17 protein-coding genes are annotated in these 16,807 nt (G+C 55.5%); 4 read left to right on the forward strand and 13 right to left on the reverse strand.

Translation table 11 applies throughout. The features are described from left to right. Positions 1-27: 27 nt before the first annotated feature. On the reverse strand, positions 28-1,188 hold the full coding sequence (mdoC, locus tag SOM40_RS08270; RefSeq protein ID WP_320457070.1) for a glucans biosynthesis protein MdoC: 1,161 nt from the start codon (positions 1,186-1,188) through the stop codon (positions 28-30). 273 nt (positions 1,189-1,461) lie between these two features. On the opposite strand from mdoC, the gene mdoG reads away from it, so the two are divergent. From mdoG to SOM40_RS08285, 3 genes are all read left to right on the forward strand, one after another. Next, on the forward strand, positions 1,462-2,997 hold the full coding sequence (mdoG, locus tag SOM40_RS08275) for a glucans biosynthesis protein MdoG (RefSeq protein ID WP_106992698.1): 1,536 nt from the start codon (positions 1,462-1,464) through the stop codon (positions 2,995-2,997). Then, positions 2,990-5,518: a glucans biosynthesis glucosyltransferase MdoH gene (gene mdoH, locus SOM40_RS08280; protein WP_106992699.1), complete on the forward strand. Its 2,529-nt coding sequence runs from the start codon at positions 2,990-2,992 to the stop codon at positions 5,516-5,518. The genes mdoG and mdoH overlap by 8 nt, the downstream gene beginning before the upstream one ends. Before the next feature lie 64 nt (positions 5,519-5,582). Further along, entirely contained in the window at positions 5,583-5,810 is a 228-nt protein-coding gene (locus tag SOM40_RS08285; RefSeq protein WP_106992700.1) for a YceK/YidQ family lipoprotein, read from the forward strand. On the opposite strand, the gene SOM40_RS08290 is transcribed toward SOM40_RS08285, so the two are convergent. From SOM40_RS08290 to SOM40_RS08300, 3 genes are all read right to left on the reverse strand, one after another. Next, complete coding sequence (locus SOM40_RS08290) at positions 5,811-6,185, reverse strand: MysB family protein (protein WP_106992701.1); 375 nt, start codon at positions 6,183-6,185, stop codon at positions 5,811-5,813. It lies immediately after the preceding gene. Positions 6,186-6,283: 98 nt separating this feature from the next. Next, positions 6,284-7,522: a multidrug efflux MFS transporter MdtG gene (mdtG, locus tag SOM40_RS08295; protein ID WP_225759083.1), complete on the reverse strand. Its 1,239-nt coding sequence runs from the start codon at positions 7,520-7,522 to the stop codon at positions 6,284-6,286. A gap of 149 nt (positions 7,523-7,671) precedes the next feature. Continuing rightward, positions 7,672-8,598, reverse strand: a complete 927-nt coding sequence (locus tag SOM40_RS08300; protein WP_166182125.1) for a Kdo(2)-lipid IV(A) acyltransferase — start codon at positions 8,596-8,598, stop codon at positions 7,672-7,674. 221 nt (positions 8,599-8,819) lie between these two features. Here SOM40_RS08300 and trhO point away from each other — a divergent pair, with 221 nt between their 5' ends. Then, on the forward strand, positions 8,820-9,869 hold the full coding sequence (gene trhO, locus SOM40_RS08305) for an oxygen-dependent tRNA uridine(34) hydroxylase TrhO (protein WP_320457069.1): 1,050 nt from the start codon (positions 8,820-8,822) through the stop codon (positions 9,867-9,869). A 45-nt stretch (positions 9,870-9,914) separates the two neighbouring features. Here the strand turns inward: trhO and SOM40_RS08310 are convergent, their stop codons facing one another. The 9 genes from SOM40_RS08310 to mdtH all read right to left on the reverse strand — a co-directional run bounded on the left by SOM40_RS08310 (position 9,915) and on the right by mdtH (position 16,594). Next, positions 9,915-10,490, reverse strand: a complete 576-nt coding sequence (locus SOM40_RS08310; protein WP_262673202.1) for a YceI family protein — start codon at positions 10,488-10,490, stop codon at positions 9,915-9,917. Position 10,491: 1 nt separating this feature from the next. After that, positions 10,492-11,058 (reverse strand): cytochrome b, encoded by a 567-nt coding sequence (locus SOM40_RS08315; RefSeq protein WP_166182127.1) that lies wholly within the window; start codon positions 11,056-11,058, stop codon positions 10,492-10,494. Between the two features lie 261 nt (positions 11,059-11,319). Continuing rightward, the gene (locus SOM40_RS08320) at positions 11,320-11,433 is read right to left on the reverse strand and encodes a YceO family protein (protein WP_106992824.1); all 114 of its coding nucleotides are present in this window, start codon (positions 11,431-11,433) and stop codon (positions 11,320-11,322) included. A gap of 56 nt (positions 11,434-11,489) precedes the next feature. Beyond that, a complete protein-coding gene (solA, locus tag SOM40_RS08325; RefSeq protein WP_312079950.1) occupies positions 11,490-12,608 on the reverse strand; it encodes an N-methyl-L-tryptophan oxidase in 1,119 nt (372 codons plus the stop codon). A 117-nt stretch (positions 12,609-12,725) separates the two neighbouring features. Beyond that, the gene (bssS, locus tag SOM40_RS08330; RefSeq protein ID WP_106992707.1) at positions 12,726-12,980 is read right to left on the reverse strand and encodes a biofilm formation regulator BssS; all 255 of its coding nucleotides are present in this window, start codon (positions 12,978-12,980) and stop codon (positions 12,726-12,728) included. A gap of 270 nt (positions 12,981-13,250) precedes the next feature. Next, the gene (dinI, locus tag SOM40_RS08335; RefSeq protein ID WP_166182129.1) at positions 13,251-13,496 is read right to left on the reverse strand and encodes a DNA damage-inducible protein I; all 246 of its coding nucleotides are present in this window, start codon (positions 13,494-13,496) and stop codon (positions 13,251-13,253) included. A 74-nt stretch (positions 13,497-13,570) separates the two neighbouring features. After that, positions 13,571-14,617: a dihydroorotase gene (gene pyrC, locus SOM40_RS08340; RefSeq protein ID WP_225759080.1), complete on the reverse strand. Its 1,047-nt coding sequence runs from the start codon at positions 14,615-14,617 to the stop codon at positions 13,571-13,573. 110 nt (positions 14,618-14,727) lie between these two features. Next, positions 14,728-15,288, reverse strand: coding sequence for a lipoprotein (locus SOM40_RS08345; RefSeq protein ID WP_106992710.1), 561 nt, complete (start codon positions 15,286-15,288; stop codon positions 14,728-14,730). Positions 15,289-15,385: 97 nt separating this feature from the next. Then, the gene (gene mdtH, locus SOM40_RS08350; RefSeq protein WP_320457068.1) at positions 15,386-16,594 is read right to left on the reverse strand and encodes a multidrug efflux MFS transporter MdtH; all 1,209 of its coding nucleotides are present in this window, start codon (positions 16,592-16,594) and stop codon (positions 15,386-15,388) included. Between the last annotated feature and the right edge of the window lie 213 nt (positions 16,595-16,807).

The raw sequence follows: 16,807 nt of genomic DNA on the forward strand, positions 1-16,807 counted from the left end.
CCGGTGCATTGACCGGCGCGCAACGGATTAGCTGGTGGCCTGCGGGGTATTATTGGGTTTGCTGGCCGGTTTACCGGAAAACAGGAAGCGCAGGAGCGGAATACGCAGATGGATTTCATACAGCACAATCGCAATCCCGACCACAAACACCAGTCCGGCGATAAAGCCCAGCAGGTTTGAGCTGATATGCGGCGTGATGTAAGCGCCGAAAAACAGCGTCAACGGATGGTGCACCAGATAGATGAACAGCGAAGCGTTAACGAAATAGGTGACGCGCGCGGATTTAAAGTTCAGCAGGCGGTGCCCCAGGGCAAAGACCACATTTACCATCCACAGTCCCAGCAGCATGGTGATCACGCTTTCGGTTTCATACATCCACGCATCGCCGCTGCCATAACGCTGATTCAGCAGATAGGCGACAAACGTCAGGGCTGCTCCGAAGGTGCAGCCGCGCGACGGGGTGGTAAACAGGGCTTTCAGTTGGGGATGGACAAACGCCAGCGCGCCAATAATAAAGAAAGGCAGATAGAAGAGGGTCTGCATCACTACAAAGTTGAACAGGCCGTCGCTGAGGATCGGCGAATAAACGATGAGCAACGTGCGGCGCAGCGCGGCGTAGGCAATGCCCAGCAGTAAAAACAGAACCGACAGTTTGCCCCAGCTGATATCAGCAAAAAACGTCTGTGAACCTGTACTCAGACGGCGGCGCATACGGCTGAACAGCCACAGGCTGACCGTGGTCATCACCACCAGCACCAGCAGGAACCACAGGTGCGAGACCAGCTCCCAGGCAAGCGTATTGTATTTTTCGTACAGCGACAGGTTGTGCCAGGTGTCCGCTTTGCCTTTTACATACTGCAGCATGATGAATTGCGGCAGCGTGAGCAGGGGGATGGCGGTAAGCATCGGGATCCCGACCCGCTCCACGCGCACTTTCCACCAGCGCTTAAGCGGGTAGCGCAGAAAAAGCATGTAGGAAAAATAGCCCGAAATAACGAAAAAGACCTGCATCCGGAACGAGTGGATGAAATCGTTAAACAGCGTCAGCCACCATGAGGACTCGGCGCTATTGACGTGCCAGACGTGGCTCGAATAGATCAAGGAGATGTGAAACGGGATCCCCAGCAGCATCAGCCAGGCCCGAATAGAATCAAGGAAGTATTCGCGTTGTGTGGGTACGGTACTCATATAGCCTTGTGCATTCTCAGACTTATCGCCTTATCCCTAAGAGCAATAGTGGTTACATTCGGAGCCAACCCTACACGAAGTCCGACATACTGTCTCCAGGATAAGCACGCAAAGTGAAAACGGGTTACTTTCATTTGCTTATTCCATGAGCCAGCACGCTGAACAAAGCGGTGATTATGTTGTCGGAATGCCTGATTTTCCATTAAAATGGATCGGATCGATATAAGCACACAAAGGGGGAAGTGCTTACTTATTATGAAACATACACCACATATGATGAAAATGCGTTGGGTAGGGGCAGCCGTCTTGTTGTCTCTGTATACCTCATCGGCCCTGGCCTTTACTATCGACGATGTCGCAAAACAGGCAAAATCGATGGCAGGTAAGGGGTACGAAGCGCCAAAAAGTAACTTGCCCTCCGTTTTCCGCGACATGAAATACGCGGACTATCAGCAGATCCAGTTTAATCACGATAAAGCGTACTGGAATAAGATTAAAACCCCTTTCAAGCTTGAGTTTTATCATCAGGGGATGTACTTCGACACGCCTGTCACCATTAATGAAGTGACATCCAACGCGGTACGTAAAATCAAGTACAGCCCGGACTATTTTAATTTCGGCAATGTGCAACACGATAAAGACACCGTGAAAGATCTGGGCTTCGCGGGCTTTAAAGTGCTTTACCCGATCAACAGTAAAGATAAGAACGACGAAATTGTCAGCATGCTGGGCGCCAGCTATTTCCGCGTGATCGGCGGTGGCCAGGTGTACGGCCTCTCTGCACGTGGTCTGGCGATCGATACCGCCCTGCCTTCCGGGGAAGAGTTCCCCCGTTTCCGTGAGTTCTGGATTGAACGTCCTAAACCGACCGACAAACGCCTGACCATCTATGCGCTGCTGGACTCCCCGCGTGCAACCGGTGCCTATCGCTTTGTCATTATTCCGGGCCGCGACACCGTGGTTGACGTGCAGTCCAAAGTCTATCTGCGCGATAAAGTCGGCAAACTGGGCGTAGCGCCGCTGACCAGTATGTTCCTGTTCGGACCTAACCAGCCGTCGTCAGCTACCAACTTCCGCCCGGAACTGCATGACTCTAACGGTCTGTCGATTCTGGCCGGGAACGGCGAGTGGATCTGGCGTCCGCTGAACAACCCGAAACACCTGGCGGTAAGCAGCTTCAGCATGGAAAACCCACAAGGGTTTGGCCTGCTGCAACGTGGCCGTGATTTCTCTCGCTTTGAAGATCTGGACGATCGTTACGATCTGCGCCCAAGCGCCTGGATCACCCCGAAAGGCGAGTGGGGCAAAGGCAAAGTTGAGCTGGTAGAGATCCCGACCAACGACGAAACCAACGACAACATCGTCGCCTACTGGACGCCGGATCAGCTGCCGGAAGCCGGGAAAGAGATGAACTTCAACTACTCCATCACCATGAGCCGCGATGAAGACAAGCTGCATGCGCCAGAAAACGCGTATGTACTGCAGACCCGCCGTTCCACCGGGGATGTGAAACAGTCGAATCTGATCCGTCAGCCTGATGGCACCATCGCCTTCGTGGTGGACTTCACCGGTCAGGAGATGAGTAAACTGGCACCGGAAACCCCGGTCACCGCCCAGACCAGCATTGGTGATAACGGTGAAATCGTGGAAAACAACGTGCGTTATAACCCGGTCACCAAAGGCTGGCGTTTAACCCTGCGTGTGAAACTGAAAGATGCGAAACAACCGACTGAGATGCGTGCCGCTCTGGTGAACGCTGACCAGCCGTTGAGTGAAACCTGGAGCTATCAGCTACCTGCCAATGAATAAGACAACTGAGTATATCGATGCCATGCCGCTGACCGATATCGAGAAGGCGGCACTGCCGAAGGGTGACATCACTGCGGTGCATACCGCGCTGGATGCCGATCATCATCCGTTTACCCGTGAAGATGATACCCCGCTGGGCTCGGTTAAAAGCCGTCTCGAGCAGGCCTGGCCCGACTCACTGGCCGAAGGCCAGCTGATTCGCGATGACGAAGGGCGCACCCAGCTTGAAGCGATGCCGAAAGCGACGCGCTCCTCAATGTTCCCGGATCCCTGGCGCACCAACCCGGTGGGCCGTTTCTGGGATCGCCTGCGTGGCCGCGATGTGACCCCGCGCTATCTCTCTCGCCTGACCAAAGAGCAACAGGCCAGCGAAGAGAAATGGCGTACCGTCGGCAGTATTCGCCGCTACATCCTGCTGCTGCTGACTATCGCGCAGACCGTCGTCGCCACCTGGTATATGAAGACCATTCTGCCTTACCAGGGCTGGGCGCTGATCAATCCGGCCGATATGCTCGGCCAGGATCTGCTGGTCTCGTTTATGCAGCTGCTGCCGTATATTCTGCAAAGCGGCATCCTGCTGCTGTTCGCCATTCTCTTCTGCTGGGTCTCGGCCGGTTTCTGGACCGCGTTGATGGGCTTCCTGCAACTGTTGATTGGCCGGGACAAATACAGTATTTCGCACTCTACGGTGGGGGATGAACCCCTCAACCCTGAGCACCGTACGGCGCTGATCATGCCTATCTGTAACGAAGACGTGGATCGCGTCTTCGCCGGCCTGCGTGCCACCTGGGAGTCGGTGAAAGCCACCGGAAACGGCGAACATTTCGACGTTTACATCCTGAGTGACAGCTACAACCCCGACATTTGCGTGGCGGAACAGAAAGCCTGGATGGAGCTGATCGCCGAAGTGCAGGGTGAAGGGCAGATCTTCTACCGTCGCCGCCGTCGTCGCGTGAAGCGTAAAAGCGGTAACATCGATGACTTCTGCCGTCGCTGGGGCAACCAGTACAGCTATATGGTGGTGCTGGATGCGGACTCGGTGATGACCGGTGACTGCCTGTCGGGCCTTGTGCGCCTGATGGAAGCCAACCCGAATGCCGGGATCATCCAGTCTTCGCCAAAAGCGTCGGGCATGGACACGCTGTATGCGCGCTGCCAGCAGTTTGCGACCCGCGTGTACGGGCCGCTGTTCACCGCCGGTCTGCACTTCTGGCAGTTGGGTGAATCGCACTACTGGGGGCATAACGCCATCATCCGCGTGAAGCCGTTCATCGAACACTGTGCCCTGGCACCGCTGCCGGGTGAAGGCTCGTTTGCAGGCTCGATCCTGTCCCATGACTTTGTGGAAGCCGCGCTGATGCGTCGTGCCGGTTGGGGGGTGTGGATTGCCTACGACCTGCCGGGCTCCTATGAAGAGCTGCCGCCGAACCTGCTGGATGAACTGAAGCGTGACCGTCGCTGGTGCCACGGTAACCTGATGAACTTCCGCCTGTTCCTCGTCAAAGGGATGCACCCGGTACACCGTGCCGTGTTCCTGACCGGCGTGATGTCCTATCTCTCCGCGCCGCTGTGGTTTATGTTCCTGGCCCTGTCGACCGCGCTGCAGGTGGTGCATGCCCTGACCGAGCCGCAGTACTTCCTGCAACCGCGCCAGCTGTTCCCGGTGTGGCCGCAGTGGCGTCCTGAGCTGGCGATTGCGCTCTTTGCCTCGACGATGGTGCTGCTGTTCCTGCCGAAGCTGCTGAGTATCGTGCTGATCTGGTGTAAAGGCTCGAAAGAGTACGGCGGTTTCTTCCGCGTAACGCTCTCCCTGCTGCTGGAAGTGCTCTTCTCCGTGCTGCTGGCCCCGGTGCGTATGCTGTTCCACACCGTCTTCGTGGTCAGCGCCTTCCTCGGCTGGGAAGTGGTCTGGAACTCGCCGCAGCGTGACGATGACTCCACCCCATGGAGTGAAGCCTTTATGCGTCACGGCTCGCAGATGCTGCTGGGCCTGGTGTGGGCGGTTGGCATGGCGTGGCTGGATCTGCGCTTCCTGTTCTGGCTGGCGCCGATTGTCTTCTCCCTGATCCTGTCGCCGTTTGTGTCGGTGTTCTCCAGCCGGTCAACGCTGGGATTACGCACCAAACGCTGGAAGCTGTTCCTGATCCCGGAAGAGTATTCCCCGCCGCAGGTGCTGGTGGATACCGACAAATATCTGGAGCTCAATCGCAGCCGTTCGCTGGACGATGGGTTTATGCACGCCGTGTTTAATCCGTCATTCAACGCCCTGGCGACCGCAATGGCGACAGCCCGTCACCGGGCGAGCAACGTGCTGGAGATTGCCCGCGATCGTCACGTTGAGCAGGCGCTGAACGAGACCCCGGAGAAGCTGAACCGCGATCGTCGTCTGGTACTGCTGAGCGACCCGGTCACCATGTCGCGTCTGCATCATCGTGTCTGGTCCGCCCCGGAGAGATACTCTTCCTGGGTGAGCCATTATGAGACGTTGAAGATGAACCCGCAGGCGTTGAAAGCGAAGTAATGCCCCGAAGGGCAAATAAATACCGGCTCCAGGGCCGGTATTTTTTTATCAGAGGTACTACTGGATGCGATTTTTGATCGTCATTACGATGGCGTTATTACTGAGCGGCTGCGGAAGTATTATCAGCCGGACTATCCCAGGGCAGGGACATGGCAATCAATACTACCCGGGCGTGCAGTGGGACGTTCGCGATTCTGCATGGCGTTACCTGACGGTTCTGGATCTGCCATTCTCGCTGGTGTTCGATACCCTTCTGCTACCCATCGACGCTCAGCACGGGCCCTATGAGTAATTAACGCTCATCCCACTCATCCGCTGCGGTTTGCCCCTCTTCGGTATCCAGCGGCGGCTCGAGTTGAAATTCGCCCTCATCCCATTCATGCAGGGTGTTCTCTTCCAGCCACTCCTGACGCAATTCAATCTCGTCATAATCGCCATCAAACACTGCCTGGGCCGCTTCACCGCTTAGCACCGGCAGGCATTCGCCGTCTTCGCCATCATCGGCAAAAAACTCGGCCTGCCACATAATGTCCCCATCCTGCATGACATACTTCTGAATATTGAGTTGCTCAATATTCGCGTCCTCTTCCTCAATGCCGGGATTGTCAACGAGGAACTCCTCGCGCGCGGCATCAATCGCTTCCTCTAGAGTGGCAAACATAGTCATCGGCGTCTCCCTGTGTTTTGACATGGTGTTCAGGGAAAGAATAGCTGATTCTCCATAATTGCAAGTATGAAAGCGGCAAAAGCCTTCACGGAGTTGTCTTAATCAGGCGCAGGTGTCTTATCTGGCTGCGGTCGACGAACGGCGCGCGACAGGCTGATCCAGGAGTAAAAGGCGTTAAACATCACCACGCAGGCGGTCACAATAAACACCGCGCGAAAACCGTAGCTGGCGGCTATCCCGGCCCCAAGAAGTGGGCCGGTGACGTTTCCGATATCACGAAACGACTGGTTGTAGCTGAAGATACGCCCGGCGATCTGGTTGGTGGAGTTATAGACCAGCAGGGTCTGAACCGCAGGCAGCAGGGCGCCATCGGCGGCCCCGAGTAAAAAGCGCAGCACACCCAGCTGCCACGGCGATTGCACGAAGGACATCGGGATAAGCAGCAGGACAGAGATCACCAGAGCGACAATCAGGATCCTTTCCGGGCCGATACGATCCCCCAGTTTTCCCAGCCGTGGGGCGCTGATCAGCGCGGCCACGCCGGGGACCGAAGCGATTAAGCCGCTGATAAAGGCGATGTTGCTCACGTGGCCCGCGAGGTCGCGCACGTACAGGGTCAGGATCGGCGCGATGGAGCCGGTCGCCACCTGTATGATCATCGTGGTGACAAACAGGCTGAGTACCAGTTTAGGGTTTTTCAGCGAGGCGAACACCTGACGGGCATGGAGCATCTCTTTTTTGGGCACCGGAGTGAAGTTTTCCCGAATGCAGAAAAAGGTCAGCAGGAAGCAGGCAAACAGGACGCCCGCGGTGATGAAAAAGACCGGACGCAGGCCGTAGCTGTCCGCCAGCAATCCGCCGGCCAGCGGGCCAAGCAGGGCGCCGCTCACCGCACCGGTAGAGAGCGTGCCCAACGCCCAACCGCTTTTATGACGGGGAATTTGCGTGGCGATCAGCGCGTTGGCATTGGGCACAAACCCACCCAGCAGCCCCAGCACGGCGCGTAAGATCAGAAACTGCCAGATGTTTTGCGCCATCCCCATCAGCACCATAATTACCGACATGCCCAGCGCCGAACGCAGGAGCATAATTTTACGCCCCTTACGATCGGCCAGCCCGCCCCAGAACGGAGATGCAATGGCAGAGAAGAGAAAGGTGATGCTGAACACCAGCCCCGACCACATGTTCAGGGCGCTGTGGCCGCTGACGCCCAACTGCTCGACATACAGCGGCAGGAAAGGCATCACCAGGCTAAAGGCGGCACCCGTAAGAAAGCAGCCCAGCCAGGCCACCGTGAGGTTCCGCTTCCAGTTTATTGGCGTTTCTGAGGGAGACATAGCTATCCGCGTTATGATGCGCGGCGGCATCATCATTTTAAGAAGGTAATAAGCCTGCTAATTATGCGCCTGGGTGATGATTGCTGCAATGGCGGAGGGCATGATAAGTCAAAAGGGTGGTGCGGCCGGAGAGGCCGCAGTACAGGAGATTAATAGCGGGAAGGTACGCCTTCAGGGCGGGTTTTAAAGCGGCGATGCAGCCACATATACTGATCCGGTGCCAGCAGAATGCACTTCTCAACCACCTCATTCATCCACGCAGCGGTGGTTTTCGCATCGTCCAGCGGGGGGGAACACTCAGGTTCCAGCATCATCAGTTCATAGCCCTTGCCATTGGCTTTGCGGCGCGGTACGAAGGGCACAATCGCCGCCTGTGACAGACGGGCCAGCGTCCAGGTGCCGGTAGTGGTGGCCGCTTCATCGACGGCAAAGAAGGGTACAAAGACGCTGGCGCCAGGGCCATAGTCATGGTCCGGTGCATACCAGATCACTTCGCCGGATTTCAGGGCCCGGATCATCCCTTTGAGGTCTTTACGGTCGATCATGCTTTTGTTGGAGCGCATCCGGCCCCAGGTCTGCAGCCAGTCGATCACCGGATTGTCGTTCGGGCGATAGACACCAATGCCGGGCGCCTGCATGCCGAACATCCGCGCGCCGATCTCCAGCGTCAGAAAATGGACGCCAATCAGCAGTACGCCGGTTTTCTGCGCCTGGAGCTGATGCACGGGCGCCATGCCGGTGCCGGTCACTTCGGTCCAGCGCGCCATGCGTTTGTCGGACCAGAACCAGGCCATCCCGGTCTCCATCAGCCCCATGCCGACGGATTCAAAATTTTTGACCACCATCTCGTGACGCTCTTGCTGGCTCATTTCTGGAAAACAAAGTTCCAGATTGCGGCGGGCAATGTATGCGCGGCGAGACATAAAGCGCATCGCCAGTCGACCCATGCCGCAGCCAAGGCGGTAGATTAGCGGGTAGGGAAGATGCACCAGTAACCACAATAAACCGATGCCAGCCCAGGTCAGCCAGTAACGAGGATGTAATAGCGCAGTGGAAAATTTAGGTAATTGAGTCATGTCATTCCTGTTTATGATACGTCCTGTTGGCAGATTGTCGCATTATTCGTTTCATATCCAAAACGCACGGCGTCGAAATGTTCATGAAAACAGCAAATGTTATAGCCCCGGCATTTCAGGGTGAGAAATGTAGCGCAAAATGAAGGGATGTAAATTCTCATTGTTTGCTATATGATGCCGCCCGATTTTCATTCTCACTACGATTGCAGGAACCGTACACCATGCCAGTGTTACACAACCTCATTTCGAACGAAGAGCTGAAAGCGCGCATGTTGGCTGAAACCGAGCCGCGCACGACGATCTCGTTCTATAAGTACTTCACCATTGTTAACCCAAAGGCGACGCGCGACGCGCTGTATAAAGCCTTAACTGCCCTGAACGTCTTTGGCCGTATCTATCTGGCGCACGAGGGCATCAACGCCCAGATCAGCGTGCCGGAAAGCAATGTCGACGCCCTGCGTGAATTCCTCTACGCCTTTGATCCGGCGCTGGACGGCCTGCGTCTGAACGTTGCCCTCGACGATGACGGCAAATCATTCTGGGTGCTGCGCCTGAAAGTGCGCGAACGCATCGTGGCCGACGGCATCGACGATCCGACCTTTAACGCCAGCGACGTGGGCGAATACCTGAAAGCGGCCGATGTTAACGCCATGCTCGACGATCCCGACGCCGTGTTTATCGATATGCGTAACCACTACGAATATGAAGTGGGCCATTTCGAAAACGCGCTTGAAATCCCGGCGGACACCTTCCGTGAGCAGCTGCCAAAAGCGGTTGAGATGATGCAGGAGCATAAGGACAAGAAAATTGTCATGTACTGCACCGGGGGCATCCGCTGTGAAAAAGCCAGCGCGTACATGAAGCACCAGGGCTTCAACAAGGTCTGGCATATCGAGGGCGGGATCATTGAGTATGCCCGTCGCGCGCGCGAACAGGGCCTGCCGGTGCGCTTTATCGGCAAGAACTTTGTCTTTGACGAGCGGATGGGGGAGCGTATCTCTGACGATGTGATCGCGCATTGCCATCAGTGCGGCACCGCCTGCGACACCCATACCAACTGTAAAAACGACGGTTGTCATCTGCTGTTTATTCAGTGCCCGGCCTGCGCCGAAAAGTTCAACGGCTGCTGCAGCGAGCTGTGTAGCGAGGAGAGTATGTTGCCGGAAGATGAGCAGCGCCGCCGTCGTGCGGGTCGCGAGAACGGCAATAAGATCTTCAATAAATCGCGTGGACGTCTGAACACCCGCCAGGGTATTCCCGATCCGGAATGACCCTTAAACCTTGCCCGGTCGCGTGATGCTGACCGGGCGAGGGCATTACTTCTGCTGAACCCCTTCCACCGAAATAATCAGCTCCACGTCCTGCGACGCCGGGCCCAGATCGGTGGTGATGTTAAAGTCTTTCAGGTGGATTTTGCCTGACGCTTCAAACCCTGCGCGTTTGCCGCCCCACGGGTCATCACCCTGACCAATCAGTTTTGCATCCAGCTTAACGGGCTTGGTCACGCCGTTCAGCGTCAGATTACCGGTAATATCCAGGCCGTCACCATCCTTTTTCACTTCGGTGGAGGTGAAGGTGGCCTGCGGGAATTTAGCCACGTTGAGGAAATCGGCGCTGCGCAGGTGCTTGTCACGCTCGGCGTGGTTGGTATCCAGACTGTTGGTATTCAGGGTCACATTGACTTTATCGGCCGCCGGATTGCTCTCATCGAAAGTGAAGGAACCGTCGAAATCCTTGAAGGTGCCGTACAGCCAGCTGTAGCCCAGATGCTGGATACGGAAGTTCACAAAGGCGTGCTGACCTTGTTTATCAATTTTGTAGTCGGCTGCCACCGCGGCGCCGGTGGTGAACAGCAGAGAACCTAAGGTTAATCCCAGCAGGCTTTTTTTCATTTTATGCTCCAGAGTCAGGTGATGCTTTGCCCAACATACGTGTCAGGGTGGCATCTTTGTCGATAAAGTGGTGTTTGAAGGCCGCAAGACCATGCAGGACAGAAAGTATGACGACGCCCCAGGCCAGCCACAGATGAATGGTTCCGGCCAGATCGGCCTGCGCTCCGGCATCTGCCAACAGGGCAGGGACGTCAAACAGACCGAAGACGCTGATCGGCTTGCCGTCGGCGGTGGAAATTAAATAGCCGCTGATAAGAATGGCGAACAGCAGCGCATACAGCGCAATATGCGCCGCAGTGGCGATAAGGCGCGTGGCGCGCGACTGGCTTTTCAGCGCCGAAGGCACCGGGGAGAAATGGCGCCACAGCAGACGTACCACCAGGGCCATCATCAGCATAAAGCCGATGCTTTTGTGTAGCTCGGGTGCCTGGTGATACCAGCCATCGTAATAGCTGAGTGTCACCATCCATAATCCAAGGCCAAACATGCCATACACCGCAATAGCCATCAGCCAGTGTAAACTCATGGAAATAACGCCATAGCGTGTGGGGGAATTACGCACCTGCATTGTGAATACCGTTATTAATTCGCAAGCGCTAAAAATGGCGTGGGTGAAACATTAATGCAAATGATATTTACAGATATTCATTATTAATTTTATTCTTTCAGTTATTTTGAATAACAGTTGGCAATAATGGTCAATGTGATTGTTAGTAATATGCGATCGGCGCTGATTACAGGCGGGTTATGACGATTTCATGATGTTCAAATAATTTATTTTGAAATTATAGTTATCTTAAGAATCGTCAATTTATGTCAATATTTTTCATCAGAAAAATACAATGTACAGAATATCGAGCAGCGCGAGGAGCGACCACAGCACAATATAGAGCATCAGATGCTCGCGAATATTATTGACCACATAATTCACAATACGACGCATGAGGGTACCGGTAATGGAAGAAATGAAAGGCTTCGGCAACCCGAAGCCTGACAGCATTATCGGCTAAAGCGCGACAGGGAGAAAGGCGTGAGATCAAACGGCGGGGCGATCTGCCGGGAGAATTGCGCGGCAATCTCCCCCAGCACGCTTGCGAATTTGAATCCATGGCCGCTCAGGCCGGTGATCAGCAGCGTATTGTCATGGCCCGGCAGGGTGTCGATGATGAAGTCTTCGTCCGGCGTGTTGTCATAGGTGCAGGCTGCCCCGTGTAACAGGCCGCCGATGCCTGGCAGCACGTTGCGCAGGAATTTGAAGGCTTCAGAGCCGTCCCCAGGATAAGCCCCAAACGGCTTGCGCTCTTCCGGAGAAGAGATGACCTGGCCGCCGTTGTGTTTACCGATCTTCAGCGCATCTTTCTCGGATGGGAAGCCGTAGAACTGATCCCCATCAGGCAGTTCGCCGGTAAAGGCCGGGAAGTTGTTCTGATGGCTGTAGCGGCCGTCGGCCTGGAACCAGGAGAAGACCTTACGCACCGGCTGAATCGGCAGGTCTGGCACCAGACGCGAGACCCAGGTGCCGGCGCTTACCAGCAGACGGTCTGCGCGGTACGGGCCTTCCGGGGTCTCGACGGTGACGCCGTCATCCTGATGGGAAATCGCAGTGACCGGGCAGTTAAACAGCTGCGCGCAGCCGGCTTCTTTCGCCAGCGCAATCCAGGTTTTGATCGCCAGCTCGCTGCGCAGGACCCCGGACTCAGCCTCAAACAGACCGATATAACCCTCGGGAACCTGAATTTCAGGCCAGCGTTTCATCACCGCCGCCGCATCCAGGCGCTCAAGGTTGAGATTGAACTGGCGGGCGCTCTGCTCAACGTTTGCCAGGAATGACGACCCGGACGGCCCGAGATTGACGACGCCCGTGCGTTCAAAGACCGGCTCACCGCTGATGTCGGCCAGCTCATCCCACAGCGCCTGCGCCCGCAACACCAGCGGCACATAGCGCTCGCCCTCCCCATAAGCGTGACGCATCAGACGGGTGTCACCGTGGTGGCTCCCCTCGGTGTGGGGCGGCATATGGGCATCAATCATCAGCACGTTTTGACCGGCCCGGGTTGCGTAATAACCTGCCGCTGCACCGACAGATCCGCTGCCAATAATAATTAGATCGTATTTCATCAGATTCTCTTTACGCGTTTCGTTGCTTAGCAGGGTAATTAAGACGGGACGGTTATACAAGGGCGAAATAAATGAGGCACCGTAAGGTGCCTTTTTGGGTGAGATTGAGACATTACATTAATGTCGCTGGTACTCATTTGCCTGGTAGTCACTGGATTCTATTTTTGCAATGCCGGCTTCTAAAATAGAAATAAACTGACGTGCGACGTCGGTTGTTAACCATAGCGTCTGCCCAACTTCCGCTTCATCGGTGTCAGGGTGGTTCGGGGTCTGGTAATGCAAACGCAGCATCAGTGCGTCGTAGCTATCTACAGTGCTGATATCCCAGCCAACAAGTGGATGTGTCTGGATGACTTCATTATTCTTTTCCATCATAACCCCCTGAATACGTGTTAAATGACAACGACTGTGAGGTTCAATGCGTGTTTTTCTGAAGCAATTTCAGTATATCAATAAATAAGGCTTCTGAAGGGAAAAAGAAACAGGCAGCACAACAAATTTGTGCCTTTTAGGATTGTTTGAACATTAAAACATCATCTTGCTGATGATTTTTGACGGAGTCAGTCAGATTATTCGCAGTTACGTTAAACAGACGAAAAAAAGCCGGGGCGACCCGGCAAAAAAAAACAATGAGGCATAAAATTAATCGGTAATAAACCAGTCGTCAGCGCTCTCCCAGGTTTCCTGTAAAATTTCGCTGATGCGCTGTTTATCTTCTTTGGCGCCGCCGATCACCGACAGATTATTTGAACTGGCATAACGCACGGTGACAGCACCATCGCGTTCGGGAAAGGAGTCATTAATACGGCGGGATAATTCACCCGCCAGTGCGTCCAGCGCCCCGGCAGGCAAAGTAGTTGTTCTGGCAATGGTCACTTCGATACGCATAGTTGCCCCCTGTGTAATATACTGTTTATTTATACAGTCATATTGTCGAACTTACAACAGGGGGCCAACAATTTTTAGCGTTTTACCGTCCAGTGTACGGTTTCACCCGCGAGGAACGGGATCAGGGTGTCATCCGTCAGGGCTATGGATTCCACCACGCTGCTCTCTTCCCGAACCAGTTCAACGAAGGTCTCATTGACCGGCAAGCCGTAGAAGCGAGGGCCATTCAGGGAGCAGAAGGCCTCAAAGTGCTGCAGGGCGTTCATCTCTTCAAACACCTGGGCATAGCTGGCCAGCGCGGTAGGCGCGTTAAAGCAACCTGCACAGCCGCAGCTGGCTTCTTTGCGGTGACGGGCGTGCGGCGCAGAGTCGGTGCCGAGGAAGGCACGCTCAAAGCCGCTGGCAACCAGTTCACGCAGCGCCTGCTGGTGGATATTACGCTTGAGGATTGGCAGGCAATAGAGGTGAGGGCGCACGCCGCCCACCAGCATGTGGTTGCGGTTGAACATCAGGTGCTGCGGGGTAATGGTGGCGGCCAGAAGCTCGTTACCATCGCGCACGTATTCGGCCGCATCTTTGGTGGTGATATGTTCAAACACCACTTTCAGACCAGGCAGACGCTGACGCAGCGGCTCCATCACGGTGTCGATAAAACGCGCTTCGCGGTCGAAAATATCGATCTCGGCATGGGTTACTTCGCCATGCACCAGCAGCGGCATCCCCAGTTTCTCCATGCGCTCCAGCACCGGCATAATCGCATCAATGCTGGTTACGCCATGGCTGGAGTTGGTGGTGGCGTTGGCCGGGTAGAGCTTGGCGGCGGTGAAGACCCCTTCGTTAAAGCCGCGTTCGATCTCGTTGGGATCGAGCGTGTCGGTCAGATAACAGGTCATCAGCGGGGTAAAATCGTGTCCGGCAGGCACGGCAGCAAGAATGCGCTGGCGATAGGCAATCGCCGCGTCGACCGTGGTGACGGGCGGCACCAGGTTTGGCATGACAATCGCGCGGCCATAAATTTCACTGGTATACGGCACGACGGTGTTGAGCATATCGCCATCGCGAAGATGGATATGCCAGTCGTCTGGGCGGCGAATTTTCAAAACCTGGGATGGTGCAGTCATGGATAGGCTCCGGCTGAGTGAGATGATTTTTGCCGGACACAAAGAATAGAGGGAAACGTTTTCGTTTGCACTCTTTTCCACAAAAAAAAGGCGCCGAAGCGCCTCAGTGGTTAATCGACGAAGGGGATAACAATCTCACCCGGTTTCACTTCGATTCCTTTTGCGTACTTTTTCGCCAGGGCTTCACCCTTGCTGTTATCTTCGCGCAGGATGTAGGCCGGTTGCTGGTTGAAGTAGTTTTGCAGCGACTGATTGAGGTATGGCATCAGGGTTTGCAGAACCGGTTTCATTTTGTCCGGCGACACCACCGCGTCGGTGATCTCCATCTGCTGCAGATAGATGGCGCCCTGATCTTTATTGAAGACCGGCAGCGCTTTTAATTTCAGTTTGATATTGGCTTTCTGGCTGCCGAACAGCGAGTTCATGTCCAGGCTGGCATCCCCGGAGAGCATCACTTTGTTCGGCTCTTCACGGCCAATCTGGCTGGCAAGGTTGGTCAGGACGATATGCGCATCGGCCACGCCCGGAACGCCGATATCTTTCGCAAAGTTATTGCGCTTTTGCAGAGCCTGGTTGATCTCCTGCTCACTGACGGTGTACTGGGTGAGCTGATTACAACCAACCAGCAGGCCGCTGACGATCAACGCAGTGGCAATAACGAATTTTTTCATGGTTTTCCTCGACATAATGTCAGCGCTTCAATCCTGACGCGCCAGTATGTCAGGGGAGAGTGTGTCAGACCAGCAGAAAAAACTGATATCTGTGCGATCAGGCGCCAGGCTCGAGGATGCCGGGCAGGCGACGTTTGTGGCTGAACTGCCAGCCCAGCGCGAAGCAGGTGATCACCCCGATTAAGGCCAGCATCACCCACGGTAACTCCGGCTGATTGAAGGCTTTCCCGGCATCAAATAACCACCCGCCACCGGCATATCCCAGCGCACCACCAATCGCCAGTCCGAGACGGCTAAAGCCCATATAGCTGCCCCGCGCACGCGGGTCGGCCAGCTCGGCGCTCAGGGTTTCGCGGGCCGGTTCGGCAATAATCGAGCCGATATAGAAGGTGCAGATCAGCATAAACAGCTGCTGCAGGGAGCCCACCATCCCAATGGGCAGCATGCTCAGGGACATCAGCAGCAGGCCCGCCATCAGACGGTGCTCAAGGCGGAAGCGTTTTTCGCTCCAGCGGGCAATCGGGTAGAGCAGGGAGAGTGAGAGACAGGCTTCAATGGCGTACATCCACTTCACCGCCGCCGGGGAACCCGCCACATCGTTGACCATGATCGGCAGCATCAGCATTACCTGCACGCCCAGCATGTAATAGCCCGCCAGGGTCAGCACATAGGTGATAAAGCGTTTGTCGTGCCAGACCCGGCCCAGCCCTTCGCGCACCGGCGCTTTGACGGTGGAGAGTTTCCATGCCGGTAACAGCCAGGCGTTGAAGGCCGCGCAGAGGATAAACAGCACTGCGCCCGTGGCGCAGACCAGACGAAAATCATACTGCAGCAGCCAGCTGCCCAACAGCGCGCCCACCACCGCACCGGCGCTGTCCTGCATCATCAGCAGAGAGAAAAAACGTCCGCGATGCTGAGGCCGGATCAGTTTGACCACTAGCGCCGTGCGCGGCGGGTCGAACAGCGTGCCCCCCAGACCGGAGATAACGCAGGAGACCCACAGCAGCCAGGGCTCATGGGCGATAGCCATGGTGGCAAATCCCGCGGCCCGCAGCAGCATGCCGGTGACGATCATCGGTTTGGCCCCGAAGCGGTCGGCAATGGCGCCGCCGAACACCCCCAGCCCCTGCTGAACAAACTGGCGCAGACCCAGCGCAATACCGACCATCAGCGCCGCCCAGCCCATCTGATCGACAAAGCGAATCGAAATAAGCGGGAAAACGACGAAAAAGCCGAGGACAACCAACATGTTATCGACAAGCAGGAAACATTTGCCCAGACGCCGGGCCTGTGAGATACGGGACATTTCCCCTCCAGGGGAACAAAGATGATGAGCGCGCTAATATTCTGCGGTTTCGCCGGGGTTTTTCCCACCGCGCAGGCGACAATATTTTTTTATCGAAAAGGTACTTTGATTGAGGCTTTTCATCGAAAAATGTGAAAAGACATCAAAATGCTATGTCACTGTTTTCCCGAATGGCAACGGCGCAGGTATAGTAAAGCTAACGGGTCAAGGTTG

Origin of the sequence: Leclercia sp. CFBP8987 (assembly GCF_034044995.2) — a bacterium.
In the GTDB taxonomy this organism is placed as follows: Bacteria; Pseudomonadota; Gammaproteobacteria; order Enterobacterales; family Enterobacteriaceae; genus Enterobacter; species Enterobacter tamurae.

What these genes read in the sequence shown, in the direction of transcription:
- mdoH (WP_106992699.1), top strand. Translation starts at nt 2,990, where the DNA reads ATGAATAAGACAACTGAGTATATCGATGCCATGCCGCTGACCGATATC.
- mdtG (WP_225759083.1), bottom strand. Translation starts at nt 7,522, where the DNA reads ATGTCTCCCTCAGAAACGCCAATAAACTGGAAGCGGAACCTCACGGTG.
- mdoG (WP_106992698.1), top strand. Translation starts at nt 1,462, where the DNA reads ATGATGAAAATGCGTTGGGTAGGGGCAGCCGTCTTGTTGTCTCTGTAT.
- mdtH (WP_320457068.1), bottom strand. Translation starts at nt 16,594, where the DNA reads ATGTCCCGTATCTCACAGGCCCGGCGTCTGGGCAAATGTTTCCTGCTT.
- SOM40_RS08320 (WP_106992824.1), bottom strand. Translation starts at nt 11,433, where the DNA reads ATGCGTCGTATTGTGAATTATGTGGTCAATAATATTCGCGAGCATCTG.
- SOM40_RS08310 (WP_262673202.1), bottom strand. Translation starts at nt 10,490, where the DNA reads ATGAAAAAAAGCCTGCTGGGATTAACCTTAGGTTCTCTGCTGTTCACC.
- dinI (WP_166182129.1), bottom strand. Translation starts at nt 13,496, where the DNA reads ATGCGTATCGAAGTGACCATTGCCAGAACAACTACTTTGCCTGCCGGG.
- SOM40_RS08315 (WP_166182127.1), bottom strand. Translation starts at nt 11,058, where the DNA reads ATGCAGGTGCGTAATTCCCCCACACGCTATGGCGTTATTTCCATGAGT.
- SOM40_RS08285 (WP_106992700.1), top strand. Translation starts at nt 5,583, where the DNA reads ATGCGATTTTTGATCGTCATTACGATGGCGTTATTACTGAGCGGCTGC.
- solA (WP_312079950.1), bottom strand. Translation starts at nt 12,608, where the DNA reads ATGAAATACGATCTAATTATTATTGGCAGCGGATCTGTCGGTGCAGCG.
- SOM40_RS08345 (WP_106992710.1), bottom strand. Translation starts at nt 15,288, where the DNA reads ATGAAAAAATTCGTTATTGCCACTGCGTTGATCGTCAGCGGCCTGCTG.
- bssS (WP_106992707.1), bottom strand. Translation starts at nt 12,980, where the DNA reads ATGGAAAAGAATAATGAAGTCATCCAGACACATCCACTTGTTGGCTGG.
- trhO (WP_320457069.1), top strand. Translation starts at nt 8,820, where the DNA reads ATGCCAGTGTTACACAACCTCATTTCGAACGAAGAGCTGAAAGCGCGC.
- SOM40_RS08300 (WP_166182125.1), bottom strand. Translation starts at nt 8,598, where the DNA reads ATGACTCAATTACCTAAATTTTCCACTGCGCTATTACATCCTCGTTAC.
- SOM40_RS08290 (WP_106992701.1), bottom strand. Translation starts at nt 6,185, where the DNA reads ATGACTATGTTTGCCACTCTAGAGGAAGCGATTGATGCCGCGCGCGAG.
- mdoC (WP_320457070.1), bottom strand. Translation starts at nt 1,188, where the DNA reads ATGAGTACCGTACCCACACAACGCGAATACTTCCTTGATTCTATTCGG.
- pyrC (WP_225759080.1), bottom strand. Translation starts at nt 14,617, where the DNA reads ATGACTGCACCATCCCAGGTTTTGAAAATTCGCCGCCCAGACGACTGG.